Source organism: Mangrovibacterium sp. (assembly GCF_059905295.1).
The window spans coordinates 1-12464 of record NZ_JBZQJF010000096.1; the positions used below are offsets into that span (position 1 = coordinate 1).

11 protein-coding genes are annotated in these 12464 nt (G+C 43.1%); 5 read left to right on the top strand and 6 right to left on the bottom strand.

The window, feature by feature from the left end:
• Nucleotides 1–394: 394 nt before the first annotated feature.
• Nucleotides 395–1093, bottom strand: coding sequence for a type 1 glutamine amidotransferase (locus AC37HE_RS05215; RefSeq protein ID WP_500781729.1), 699 nt, complete (start codon nucleotides 1091–1093; stop codon nucleotides 395–397).
• A 123-nt stretch (nucleotides 1094–1216) separates the two neighbouring features.
• Here AC37HE_RS05215 and AC37HE_RS05220 point away from each other — a divergent pair, with 123 nt between their 5' ends.
• The gene (locus tag AC37HE_RS05220) at nucleotides 1217–3172 is read left to right on the top strand and encodes an ABC-F family ATP-binding cassette domain-containing protein (protein WP_500781730.1); all 1956 of its coding nucleotides are present in this window, start codon (nucleotides 1217–1219) and stop codon (nucleotides 3170–3172) included.
• Nucleotides 3173–3250: 78 nt separating this feature from the next.
• Nucleotides 3251–3982: a 23S rRNA (guanosine(2251)-2'-O)-methyltransferase RlmB gene (gene rlmB / locus AC37HE_RS05225; RefSeq protein WP_500781731.1), complete on the top strand. Its 732-nt coding sequence runs from the start codon at nucleotides 3251–3253 to the stop codon at nucleotides 3980–3982.
• On the opposite strand, the gene AC37HE_RS05230 is transcribed toward rlmB, so the two are convergent.
• Nucleotides 3972–4439 carry an Lrp/AsnC family transcriptional regulator gene (locus AC37HE_RS05230; protein WP_500781732.1) on the bottom strand — a complete coding sequence of 156 codons (468 nt, stop codon included), beginning with the start codon at nucleotides 4437–4439 and terminating at the stop codon, nucleotides 3972–3974. The genes rlmB and AC37HE_RS05230 overlap by 11 nt on opposite strands.
• Before the next feature lie 342 nt (nucleotides 4440–4781).
• On the opposite strand from AC37HE_RS05230, the gene AC37HE_RS05235 reads away from it, so the two are divergent.
• The gene (locus AC37HE_RS05235) at nucleotides 4782–6122 is read left to right on the top strand and encodes an ammonium transporter (protein ID WP_500781733.1); all 1341 of its coding nucleotides are present in this window, start codon (nucleotides 4782–4784) and stop codon (nucleotides 6120–6122) included.
• A 132-nt stretch (nucleotides 6123–6254) separates the two neighbouring features.
• Here the strand turns inward: AC37HE_RS05235 and AC37HE_RS05240 are convergent, their stop codons facing one another.
• Nucleotides 6255–6737 carry an Lrp/AsnC family transcriptional regulator gene (locus tag AC37HE_RS05240; RefSeq protein WP_500781734.1) on the bottom strand — a complete coding sequence of 161 codons (483 nt, stop codon included), beginning with the start codon at nucleotides 6735–6737 and terminating at the stop codon, nucleotides 6255–6257.
• 216 nt (nucleotides 6738–6953) lie between these two features.
• Nucleotides 6954–8219: a mechanosensitive ion channel family protein gene (locus AC37HE_RS05245; RefSeq protein WP_500781735.1), complete on the bottom strand. Its 1266-nt coding sequence runs from the start codon at nucleotides 8217–8219 to the stop codon at nucleotides 6954–6956.
• A gap of 72 nt (nucleotides 8220–8291) precedes the next feature.
• Here AC37HE_RS05245 and AC37HE_RS05250 point away from each other — a divergent pair, with 72 nt between their 5' ends.
• Nucleotides 8292–9569, top strand: a complete 1278-nt coding sequence (locus AC37HE_RS05250; protein ID WP_500781736.1) for a M64 family metallopeptidase — start codon at nucleotides 8292–8294, stop codon at nucleotides 9567–9569.
• A 199-nt stretch (nucleotides 9570–9768) separates the two neighbouring features.
• Nucleotides 9769–10791, top strand: coding sequence for a putative glycoside hydrolase (locus tag AC37HE_RS05255; RefSeq protein WP_500781737.1), 1023 nt, complete (start codon nucleotides 9769–9771; stop codon nucleotides 10789–10791).
• Between the two features lie 84 nt (nucleotides 10792–10875).
• On the opposite strand, the gene AC37HE_RS05260 is transcribed toward AC37HE_RS05255, so the two are convergent.
• Nucleotides 10876–11466 (bottom strand): LOG family protein, encoded by a 591-nt coding sequence (locus AC37HE_RS05260; RefSeq protein ID WP_500781739.1) that lies wholly within the window; start codon nucleotides 11464–11466, stop codon nucleotides 10876–10878.
• Between the two features lie 65 nt (nucleotides 11467–11531).
• The coding region (locus AC37HE_RS05265) for a toprim domain-containing protein (protein ID WP_500781740.1) at nucleotides 11532–12464 on the bottom strand (933 nt) is incomplete at its 5' end.

Here is a 12464-nt window from a genome sequence, read left to right on the forward strand (position 1 = left end):
AGGGGCAGGGAATCCCGGCTGAGAGCATTAAAGTTTCAACTGCCGACTTGCTAAACCTGCCGGATGAGCTGCGAACTCCTGAGTTCAAGGTTGAAGTTGAACTGAAATAGGCGGAAAGGAATTCAGAACCCGACGGAAGCTTGTAGTTGGGTATTTAGCACTGGCGGAAGTTAATTCAGCATAGGTAGTTAACGATTTCGCATCGATGGCAACTTATTTATCACTAGTAGTTGGGTGAAAAGTACTGGCGGAAGGTCGCAGCGCATGCACGGAAACCTGTTTAGCATCGGCGGAAGGCTCCATCGCATCGGTAGTTACTCATTCAGCATCGACGGAAGCAATTAGAACAGGCGGAAGCGAAAAGAATGCACGGAAGCTAGCTGTCTGTTCGGGCTTAGTCCAGTAAATCCATTAAGGAGTACATCAGTTGGTTGTTGATGGCAATCAATTCTTTTCGACCTAAAATTTCCGCTGCACTTTGGATGTATTGTTCCGGAACCAGTTCGTTCCCAACATGCGCAATCATCCCTTGCAGGCTTTCTTCGGTTACCTCCAGGTGAAATTGCAGGCCGATGACCTTGTTGCCAATCGCAAATCCCTGGTTGAGGCAGGCCTCTGAGTAAAACAGATGGCGTGCACCGGTCGGCAGATTGAAAGTGTCGCCGTGCCAGTGAAAAACTGTTGTGCTCGGGGCGAAATTCGTTAGCAGCGGATCACTGTCAGTGTCTTCTGCTTTGTGAATTGGGAACCAGCCAATCTCCGGTAGCTTATTGCGGAAAACTTCGGCTCCCAGTGCGCTTGCAATAAATTGTGAGCCTAAACAAATGCCCAACACCGACTTCCCCTGTGCAATAGCTTCGCGAATAAAGGCTTTCTCGGTTTCGAGCCAGGGGTATTCTTCCGTGTCGTAAACTCCCATCGGGCCACCCATGATCACCAGCCGGTCAAAATCAGCCATCTCAGGCAGTTGGGCACCGGCCTCGTAAAAACGGGTGTAGCTCACCGGGCAGTTGTGCTTTCCAAACCAGTGTTGAAGGCAGGCAGGGCCTTCAAACGAAACATGCTGCAGTACGTGAATTCGGAGTGCTTTCATAGGGTCTTGTTTATTGAAGCGAAGATACAATTCAACCGGCATAAATAGAAGCAACCGGCGATTTCAAAATTAAATTCTTCGGATGTTTCTGTTATCTTTGCACTTCAATTTTTTGAATTGCTTATGATTTCGGTTGATCAGTTAGTTGTGAGTTTTGGCGGGTTTGATCTGTTTAAAGGGGTATCGTTCCTGATTACGCCTAAAGATCGGATTGGCCTTACGGGGAAGAACGGAGCGGGGAAGTCCACGCTGTTGAAGATTTTAGCGGGAAAACAATTGCCATCAGAAGGAACGGTTTCTTCTCCGAAAGATACACGTATTGGTTATTTGCCGCAGCACATGGTGGTGGATAATTCCAAAACGGTGTTCGACGAAACAAAGACTGCCTTCGACGAGATCCTGAGCCTGAAAGCTGAAATTGATCGGTTGAATCACGAAATAGCAACGCGCGAGGATTATGAGTCAGACAGCTATATGCAGTTGATTAACCGGGTAACCGACCTCAATGACCGGTACCATATGATTGGCGGGACCAATATGGAGGCTGAAATTGAGCAAACCCTGAAAGGTTTGGGATTTGAACGGAAAGACTTTACGCGGCAAACATCCGAATTTAGCGGGGGATGGCGCATGCGTATCGAATTGGCGAAAATCCTGTTGCGTAAACCCGATGTTTTTCTGCTCGATGAGCCAACCAACCACCTCGACATTGAGTCGATTCAATGGCTCGAGGATTTCCTGGCAAGCTACAGTGGGGCTGTTGTGCTGGTTTCGCACGACCGTGCTTTCCTCGATAATGTAACCAACCGCACTGTTGAAATCTCGCTGGGAAAAATTTACGATTATAAGGCGAATTACAGTCATTACCTGGAGTTGCGCAAGGAGCATCGCGAAACACAGTTGGCTGCTTACCGCAATCAGCAAAAGTTGATTGAGGAAACCGAACAGTTCATCGAACGTTTTCGCTATAAAGCAACCAAATCCGTTCAGGTACAGTCGCGCGCCAAAATGCTGGAGAAGCTGGACCGGATTGAAGTGGACGATGAGGATAATTCACGTTTGAATATGAAGTTTCCTCCGGCTATCCGTTCGGGTACAATTGTGGCTGAGTGTAAGCACTTATCGAAAAGCTACGGCGATTTTGAGGTGTTAAACGATATTGACTTGATCCTCGAACGGGGCGAAAAGGTAGCCTTTGTCGGGAAAAACGGGGAAGGTAAAACGACCCTGGCCCGGGTAATCCTTGGAGAGCTCGAACATACCGGCGAACTGAAGATCGGGCACAATGTGAAGGTGGGCTATTTTGCCCAAAACCAGGCGCAAAAACTTAACGAGAACCTGACTGTGCTGGAAACCATCGACGAGATCGCTGTGGGCGATATTCGGACGAAGATTCGCGATATCCTGGGGGCTTTTATGTTCTCGGGCGAGGATGTGGATAAAAAGGTGAAGGTGCTTTCCGGTGGTGAGCGTACACGTTTGGCTATGATTAAGCTGATGCTTGAACCGGTCAACTTTCTGGTGCTCGATGAGCCGACCAACCACCTGGATATTCGCTCCAAGGAAATGCTGAAAAATGCTTTGGCCGAGTATGACGGTACGGTGCTTGTTGTTTCGCACGACCGCGAGTTCCTGGATGGACTCGTGAATTGTGTGTACGAATTTAGACACAAAAAGGTGAAACAGCATCTGGGGGGCATTTACGATTTTCTGCAAAAGAAGAAATTGGAATCTCTGAAAGAACTGGAGCAGAAAAAGAAACCTGTTAATAATACCGAAGTTAAAAAGGAAGTCGTTGTATCAGCCGACGAGAATAAGCTTAGCTACGAAGAGCGGAAAGAAATTAACAAGCAAATTTCGCGCCTGGAAAAATCGGTTGAGCAGGCCGAAAATGATATTGCCCGTCTGGAGGATGAAGTCGCGGCGATGGACGAAAAAATGGCTAACCCTGACAATCTGAGTGATCCGTCAATCTTCGAAACCTACGACAAATTGAAGCAGGATTTGGAGCAGGTGATGGAACAATGGTCGGAATATACCGAGGAATACGAAGAATTGCTAAAACAGAAGACCTGGTAAGCCGGGCAAGTATATAGTTTAGAAGGGCTCAATTTTATTATATTACGCATGAGAGATTCAAAGCAAAAATCGGACGATATGATTTTCGGCATCCGTGCCGTTATCGAAGCAATCAACTCGGGAAAAGAAGTTGATAAAGTGTTGTTGCAAAAAGGGGAGAGGGGCGACTTGTTTAAAGAAGCTTTCGACCTGATTCGTCAGCATAATATTCCTTTTCAGTATGTGCCGGTTGAGAAACTGAATCGTATTACCCGAAAGAACCACCAGGGGGTTATCGCGTTTATTTCACCTGTTACGTTCTACGATATTGAAAACCTGTTGCCAGGCTTGTTCGAGGAAGGTGAGAACCCAATTATTCTGGTGCTGGATCAGGTGACTGATGTCCGCAACTTTGGAGCGATTGTCCGTACTGCCGAATGTGCCGGAGTACATGCTGTATTGGTGCCCGATAAAGGCGCTGCCCGCATTAATGCTGATGCTGTGAAAACTTCTGCAGGAGCTTTACACCTGGTGCCGGTATGTCGCACCCGGAACCTGAAGGAGTCGGTCTTGTATTTGCAACAATCCGGCTTGAAGGTGATTGCTGCAACCGAGAAATCGTCGGAGAACTATAGTAAGACGGATTATACCGGGCCTGTTGCTATTGTTATGGGATCGGAAGAATTTGGAATTGATCGTCAGATTCTGGATTTAGCTGATGATCGGGTTCAGATTCCGATTTTGGGAAAGATACAATCATTGAACGTATCAGTAGCTGCCGGTTTGTTAGTCTATGAAGTGGTGCGGCAGCGTGCCGATCTTAAAAGCTGATCGGCACCTGACGTTTAAAGGATTCTTCGAGTGAAATGAAGGTTTCGGTGCTTGAAATGCCTGAAATCTTCTGTACTTTATCACTCAATATTTCTTTGAGGTGTTCGTTGTCACGAGCATACACTTTTAGCCAAATAGCGTAGGATCCGGTTGTATAATGACACTCAACAATCTCAGGGATTGCTTGGAGCATCTTTGCAACGTCGTCGTAAAAACCACCTTTTTCAAGGAAAATACCAACGTAGGTACATGTCTTATAGTCTACTTTCTTAGGATCGATGTGATAACCGGAACCGGTAATTACATCCATTTCGATCATTCTGTTAACTCGCTGGTGTACAGCAGCCCTTGAGACGCCGACTTCAGCTGCAACATCTTTAAACGGGATACGTGCATTCTTGGTAATAATATCAAGAATGTGTAAATCTATCTGATCCAGATTATTTCTTAATGTCATAATGTGAAAAAAAACGTAATTGATATAATATGGCAAAAATAAACATTATTTAGCAAATAGAAATTATTTTCAAATCTATTCTTTCAAAATGTTTATTTTTAAATTAAAAGTTACTTGTTTTTATAACCATTTGTTTTTTAGTGTTTTGTATCTGTTTGAAGGCTCGTGTTATGCTAATAGTGTGATAAAAATCAGATTTTTTTGTTGCAGTTCGTAGTTTGTGTTTTGTACTTAGTTCTAAAATGCTATTTTTGCCCCTGTAAAAGTATCAAATTGATATTGGCTGAAGATAAAGATTTGTACTTCTCATTGGAATTGTAGGATTCTTAACTAATTGACATTATGAAAAATGCTAATCTAAGTTGGCTTTTCATTCTATTGCTATTGATTATCGTCAGTATTATTGGCGTGTTTGTACCTAGCGGATTTGGAGGGCTTGATGATCCACACATTGTGACGGGCGATGTTGCGTGGATGTTAACTGCAACGGCATTGGTGTTATTGATGACACCAGGGCTGGCTTTTTTTTATGGCGGGATGGTAAATCCGAAAAACATTTTGTCGACGATGTTGCAAAGTTTTATTGCAATGGGCTTGATCAGTGTGGTTTGGGTGATTGTCGGGTTTAGTCTGGCTTTTGGGGATAGTATTGGACCTGAAGGTTTTGGCTTGATTGGAAACCCTGCTACTTTTTTTATGTTTCACAACGTTGGCGGACATACAGATCCTTATCTTAGTCCGACCATTCCTTTGGCACTTTTTGCCATGTTTCAATTAAAATTTGCGATTATTACGCCTGCATTGATTACAGGATCATTTGCCGGACGTGTGCGCTTTCGTGCTTACATGTTATTCATGGTGCTGTTTATTCTCTTTATTTATGCACCATTGTGTCACTGGACCTGGCACCCGAATGGTTTCCTTAGAAATTGGGGTGTGCTGGACTTTGCCGGTGGTACTGTTGTTCATATGTCGGCTGGTTTTGCTGCGCTCGCAGGAGCTATTTTTCTTGGTAAACGCAAGGATTATGGAACTGAAATGAAACCAGCAAATATCCCGTTTGTATTACTCGGGGCTGGTATGCTTTGGTTTGGATGGTTCGGGTTTAATGCCGGATCTGCGTTGGGAGCAAATTCAACAGCAGCATTGGCTTTAATGAATACAAACACGGCATCGGCTGCAGCTATGTTGGCATACCTGTTTTTCGATATGGCGAAAGGTAAGAAACCATCCAGTATGGGAGCTGCGATTGGTCTGGTCGTTGGTTTGGTTGCTATTACACCTGCTGCCGGCTTTGTCAATGTTGGTTCCAGTATGATCATTGGTGTTATTGCTTCGATTGTAAGTAATATCGCGATCGAACTTCGTTCCAAAACGCGTTTGGATGATACCTTGGATGTTTTCCCGGCGCATGGTATGGGCGGTATTGTTGGTATGTTATTAACTTCTGTTTTTGCGCAGAATGTTGGTCTTATATACGGCGAAGTGACCACTTTCCTTTATCACCTATTAGCGCTGGTGATTGTTGGTGTGTTCACTTTTGGTGGTTCAATGCTGATGTATAAAATTACAGATATGATTCTTTCTATTCGAGTTTCTCCACAATCTGAAAAAATTGGTTTAGATTTGAGTCAACACAACGAATCGTACGACTTTGAATATAAAAGCGACAGTAAGCTTTAACGAGTCGCTCTTTTATATGCTCGAAACTCCCCACTGTCTCCGGGGAGTTTTTTTATGCCTTCATTTTTGGGTTTAGGATATAAAAAAACCGTTCAGGTTATGAACGGTTTTTGTATTGTCGAATAACTTAAGTTACTTGATTGCTACCTGGCGCTTAAAGTCCATTTCCAACGAAATGAAAGTCTCGGTTCGGGCAATACCTTCAATCTCCTGAAGATCTTCATCAATCAACTTCTTCAGATGCTTGTTGGTCTTTGTCTGGATTTTTACAAAAATCGCATATTGTCCGGTTGTATAATGGCATTCTACGATCTCCGGAATTTTGCGTAATGCTTCCGCTACCTGTGTATGGTATTTGGCTTTTTCGAGATAAACGCCCATATAAGCACATGTATTGTAACCCAACTTTGCCGGGTTAACAATGAATTCGCTCCCTGAAATAACCCCCAGGTTTAGTAAGCGCTGTACACGTTGGTGAATGGCAGCTCCTGAAACACCGCATTCGCGGGCTACTTCAAGAAACGGAATACGTGCATTTTTAGTGATGAGACGCAGGATTTTTTCATCCAACTCATCAATCTGTGGTAGGGGTTCTATATAATCTTGATTCATCATTTTATTTGATATGAAATTCGAATATTTCTGTATAAAAATACGATAATTAATAAATATTCTTTCCTATTAGGCCGTAATTTGTAATTAAAACTGTTCTTAAACTAAGAAAGTGAAAACACCTTTAGTTCAAAGCGGGGCAAATGTAGAATATTTTTACGGAATTCTAAATGATATAATTCCCGGATGGATAAAAATTATTTGGGTTTAATTATGATCTTAATTTGTGGACTTTAGGATGTTAGCGAGTTGGTTGATGTCGTGCCCGCTGGGGTTCTGATAGACTCGTAAGTCGAATTCGGGCAGGATGGCCAAAATGTGGTCAAAAATATCAGCCTGGATACCTTCGTAATTAGCCCAACGCTGGTCTTTGCTAAATACATAAATTTCGATCGGTAGTCCTGTTTCTGTGGGTTGCAAATGACGAATAAGGAAGGTCATCTCCTGATGGATATTGGGATTTTGTTTTAGGTAGGCATCCAAATAGTATCTAAAAATTCCCAGGTTGGTTTGTCGCCGTCCGTTATAAACATCTTCTTTTGGAATATTTAGTTGCTGATTGAATTCCTGAATCTCTTTTTGTTTTTGATCGATGTAATCTTTCAGCAGGTAAAAGTGACTTAGTTTTTCCAGTAATTCTTTATCTGCAAAACGGATGCTTTTCATATCAATATTAATTGAGCGCTTGATCCGGCGTCCTCCCGATTCTTCCATACCTGCCCAGTTGTTGAAAGATTCCGAAACCAGGGCGTAGGTTGGAACTGTTGTGATGGTTTTATCCCAGTTTTGAATTTTTACAGTTGTTAATGAGATATCGATCACAGTCCCATCGGCTCGGTGACCGGGCATTTCAATCCAGTCACCGGGCTTTACCATTTTGTATGCCGATAACTGAATGCTGGCAACGAATCCGAGGATCGTATCTTTGAAGATCAACAATAATACGGCCGCCATGGCACTTAAGCCTGCAAAGATTCCAAGTGGCGATTTGTTGATGATGATCGCGATTCCTAGGATTACAGACATGAAAATGATCAGAATCTGAATGAGTTGAATGTATCCTTTGATTGGCCGGGTTGCGGCATAGGGCGTGGTTTGGTAGATGTCGTTGACAGCGTTTGCAAAACGAACGGCCGCCATCGCCAGTATGAAAACAAAATAGAGGCGAGCTACGACAGATAAGCCAAAGTCGACACTTTCTATCCCTGAAAAATTGGATACAGCATAAATCATGAAGGCCGATGGGAGATGTGCCAGTGCATTGAATACTTTGTGTTGTATCAAAAAATCGTCCCAAACAGTTTTTGTTTTTCGAAAGATCCGATGAATAAATGATACGAGAATAACTCTTATCAGGAATTGAGCGACTAATGCTGCAAGGATTAAGATGATAATAGATATGGTTATCCCGAAAGCACTTGCCCAGTGACTCGATATATCAAGCTTTTCAAAAAGGCTAATTAGCCATTCATTCAATTGCTTCATGATATTTGTTTTTGCTTAAGTCAAATTTTTATTGGTATTTTATGGTTCGAAAATAGATAAAAACCCCGTATTATGATACGTTTTGTTTGGATATTGCTCGTAACAATTTGTCCCTTACTGGTAAATGCTGAAGTTTCGTTTAATAAATATTTTGAAGCCCGGACCTTGCGGGTCGATTTCACATTGGCGGGGAATAATCAACGTACCGAGGTTTTTTTGGAGCAAATGAAAAAGCAGGGCGAGTGGGCCGGATCGCATACGCACTTAATTGATCACGAAAATTATGGGAATTTTCGATATCAGTTGAAGGATCCGGAAACCGGGGAGTTGTTGTTCTCCCGTGGTTTTAGCTCTTTATTTCAGGAGTGGCAGACGACTCCGGAAGCCAAGAAACTGGATCGAAGTTATTACCATGTTGAACTTATGCCCTTTCCGAAAAAGAAGGTGCAATTCGTTATTGAAATGAGGACATGGGAAGGGGGCTTTAAGGAATTGTTGAATTTGACAATTGATCCCAAAGATTATTTTATCGTGGATGAAAAAGGTCCGGATTATCCGGTAATCCCGATTATGGAAAACGGACCTCATGATAAAAAGGTGGACGTGGTTTTCTTAGCTGAAGGTTATCAAGCGGATGAAATGGGCAAGTTTAAGAATGACATTAAACGATTGACAGACTACATGTTTGCCATGGAGCCCTACAAGGAACACAAGAACGATTTTAATCTTTATGCCGTCCTGGTACCGTCCGCAGAGTCAGGAACCGATATTCCGGGAAAGGGAATTTATAAAAGCACAGCCTTTAATTCGCACTTCTATACCTTCGACGAAGCCCGATATCTGACATCGAAAGATTTAAAAGCCATGCACGATGCTGCTGCAAATGCCGTTTTTGATCAACTTTTTGTGCTGGTTAATTCTGATATATACGGAGGAGGTGGCTTTTATAATTACCTGACACTAACAACAGTTGATAATGAACGTTCACCCCAGGTTTTTGTGCATGAATTTGGGCACGGTTTTGCAGGCCTGGCTGATGAATATTACACATCCTCGGTGGCTTACGATGACTTCTATAACCTGAAGGTTGAGCCTTGGGAACCGAATATAACAACTTTGGTTGATTTTGAAAGGAAGTGGAAATCGATGATTCCTGAAGGTATTCCTCAGCCAACACCGCGCATTGCAAAATATAAAGATGTGGTTGGCTTGTTTGAAGGAGGAGGCTATAGCGCCAAAGGGATTTACAGCCCAATGATGGATTGCCGGATGAAAACGAATGAAGCCCCTGGCTTTTGCCCGGTTTGTCGCAAGGCTATCGAAAAGGCAATTCGATTCTATTGTGAATAATTCGAAATGATTGCTGAATTTTTTTTAAAAATTTTTGCTGGTGTATATGTATTCACGTGTCAATAGATCGTGAATTCATCTGTAAAATCCCGTTTAAATAGCTAATCGGGAAGGCGGACTCTTACGTATAAAATGGTACACAACGGTGGGGAATGAAATGGTCTAAAAGCACGGTTGTGCCGGAGCCATGAGAAATTTAATGCGCAGAGAGTTTTTGGAATTATTGGGGTGTTCTGTTGCGGGAGCTTATGTGCTTCCGAGTTGGACTACCTTGATGGCGACTACGAAACTGGATGAAATTCCGATGAGGGGAATCTATTTGCCGGGGTGGAGAGCTGTGACACAAATTCGGATTCAGCGGATTTACGATTTTCTTCTTCAAAATAACTTGAATACGTTGATGATTGACGTGAAGAATGCGTTTGGCGAGCTTTTTTATCAACCGAAATCTAATTTGGCAATTGAAATTGGGGCGCAGGTTGCAACAATCGATGGCCAAAAAAGGAGTTTGGACTTCGACTCATTAATTGGTGAACTGAAAAATCGTCGTATTCGGTTAGTTGCTCGTCATACCATGTTCGTGGATAAGAAGCTTTTTAAAGGGATGAACAATTTTGCCCTGGAAGTTGGTCATAATCAGTATTGGGTTGATATGGGAAATGATGAAGTTGTAAATTACAACCTTGAATTATTAGCTCAAGAGATGACCTTTGGCTTTGATGAAATCGTATTGGATTATATTCGGTATCCGGATTTGCCGGGGTACGGGATGGAGGATGACCGTTGTGTACGGATTGACAAAGTGGTGAAAACGGTTCAGCAATTATTGAAATCAGGGAATATAAAACTGGGATTACAGGTTTTTGGATATTCTGCCTGGTCTCACTATAAATCGAATGTAGGACAGCGTATTTCTTCACTTCAGCGTTATGTCGATACCATCTATCCGATGCTTTATCCTTCCCATTTTTATAGTGGTTCCTTGGGGTATCGGGTTCCTGTAGAGCATCCTTTCGAAATCATAAGTGAAGGGTATCGGGAGGCTAAATTAAAAGTTACGACGGATTGTAAGATCGTTCCGATGCTTCAGTGCTTTTCATATACGCCCGAGCGGATAGTTCAACAGATAAAGGCAGTTGCCAAACTAAAAATGCCAGGTTTTGTTTGTTGGAATCCAGCCGGAAATTACCGGAAACTGGCTGCTGCTATTCAGCTGCTTTAGATGAGTGATGGCGTGGGGTATCCGGAAGAGATTTCAGCTGAAAACCCTGAAGAAAACTTAACAGGGATTGGCTTCAATCTTCTTTTATTGTTGTCCGTTTGTTGGAACTTTATACCATTTATTTACTGGCTTTGGAGGTTCGTAAGCCTGAAGATATTCCATCGCTTCCTCGCTGGTGTTCGCAATAAAATACAAATCGCGATAGGATGGTTTTGCAAAGTTCTCATCAAACGAACGTTCGAATTGACGGAACAAATCGTTGTAGAACCCGTTCGTGTTAAGAAATACAATGGCTTTATTGTGGTAGTCGAGTTGTTTCAGGGTAATAACCTCCAGAATTTCTTCCAAAGTTCCAAATCCACCGGGAAGAGCGATAAATGCATCGGACAGCTCGCGCATCATGGCTTTGCGTTCCATCATATCCTTGGTTACGTGAAGCTCGATGGCGTGCTCCGAAACCAGTTGGTGCCCTTTTAGTTTTTCAGGGATAATGCCGATCGTATGAGCGCCGCTTTCAGCTGCTTTTTCAAGCATCTCGTGCATTAGTCCTACATTGGCCCCCCCGTTTACCAGAGTTTGTTTATTCTGTCCGATAAGGCAGGCCAGCTTAATTGCTTCATCGGAATAGATTTTCTGAAGCGCGTTGCTCGATGATGCGAAGACACAAATCTTCATGGTTGTAACTTTAAGGTTAAAGCAAAAATGTCACCCCCCTGGTGACATTTTTGATATTTTATTGCTTAAGCGTCGATGTTTGCATAAACCGCATGCTCTTCGATGAACTGGCGTCGAGGCGGAACCTCATCGCCCATTAACATGCTAAAAACGTGGTCAGCTTCAGCAGCGTTTTCGATTGTTACCTGTCGAAGTGTACGACGTTCCGGATCCATGGTTGTTTCCCAAAGCTGCTCAGCATTCATCTCACCAAGACCTTTGTAGCGCTGTACGTGTACGCTTGCCTCTTTTCCTTCAGCCCATTCGTTGATGAACTGTAATCGTTGTTGCTCAGTCCAGGCATACTCTTCTTTTTTACCTTTTTTGACCAAGTAAAGAGGTGGAGTTGCGATATACAGGTAGCCATTCTTAATTAAATCTTTCATGTAGCGGAAGAAGAAGGTCATAATCAAAGTTGCAATGTGGCTTCCGTCCACATCGGCATCGGTCATGATCACAATCTTGTGGTAGCGTAACTTTTCAAGGTTTACAGCTTTAGAATCTTCTTCAGTACCAAGGCTTACTCCAAGTGCCGTGAAAATATTTCGGATTTCTTCACTCTCCAAAACTTTGTGCTGCATGGCTTTTTCCACGTTCAGAATTTTACCACGCAAAGGCAGAATTGCCTGGAAACGACGGTTACGCCCTTGTTTGGCAGTTCCACCTGCCGAGTCTCCCTCGACAAGGAAAATTTCGCATTGCTCAGCGTCTCTTTCCGAGCAGTCAGCCAACTTTCCGGGTAATCCGCCTCCGGTCATGACGGTTTTACGTTGAACCAATTCACGGGCTTTGCGGGCTGCGTGACGGGCTGTTGCAGCCAGGATCACTTTGTTGACAATGGATTTAGCCGATTTCGGATTCTCTTCCAGATAGTTGGCAAGCATTTCACTCACCGCCTGATCAACAGGTAGACTGATTTCAGAGTTACCTAATTTTGTTTTGGTCTGACCTTCAAACTG

What these genes read in the sequence shown, in the direction of transcription:
- AC37HE_RS05250 (WP_500781736.1), top strand. Translation starts at nt 8,292, where the DNA reads ATGATACGTTTTGTTTGGATATTGCTCGTAACAATTTGTCCCTTACTG.
- rlmB (WP_500781731.1), top strand. Translation starts at nt 3,251, where the DNA reads ATGATTTTCGGCATCCGTGCCGTTATCGAAGCAATCAACTCGGGAAAA.
- AC37HE_RS05220 (WP_500781730.1), top strand. Translation starts at nt 1,217, where the DNA reads ATGATTTCGGTTGATCAGTTAGTTGTGAGTTTTGGCGGGTTTGATCTG.
- AC37HE_RS05260 (WP_500781739.1), bottom strand. Translation starts at nt 11,466, where the DNA reads ATGAAGATTTGTGTCTTCGCATCATCGAGCAACGCGCTTCAGAAAATC.
- AC37HE_RS05235 (WP_500781733.1), top strand. Translation starts at nt 4,782, where the DNA reads ATGAAAAATGCTAATCTAAGTTGGCTTTTCATTCTATTGCTATTGATT.
- AC37HE_RS05230 (WP_500781732.1), bottom strand. Translation starts at nt 4,439, where the DNA reads ATGACATTAAGAAATAATCTGGATCAGATAGATTTACACATTCTTGAT.
- AC37HE_RS05255 (WP_500781737.1), top strand. Translation starts at nt 9,769, where the DNA reads ATGCGCAGAGAGTTTTTGGAATTATTGGGGTGTTCTGTTGCGGGAGCT.
- AC37HE_RS05240 (WP_500781734.1), bottom strand. Translation starts at nt 6,737, where the DNA reads ATGATGAATCAAGATTATATAGAACCCCTACCACAGATTGATGAGTTG.
- AC37HE_RS05215 (WP_500781729.1), bottom strand. Translation starts at nt 1,093, where the DNA reads ATGAAAGCACTCCGAATTCACGTACTGCAGCATGTTTCGTTTGAAGGC.
- AC37HE_RS05245 (WP_500781735.1), bottom strand. Translation starts at nt 8,219, where the DNA reads ATGAAGCAATTGAATGAATGGCTAATTAGCCTTTTTGAAAAGCTTGAT.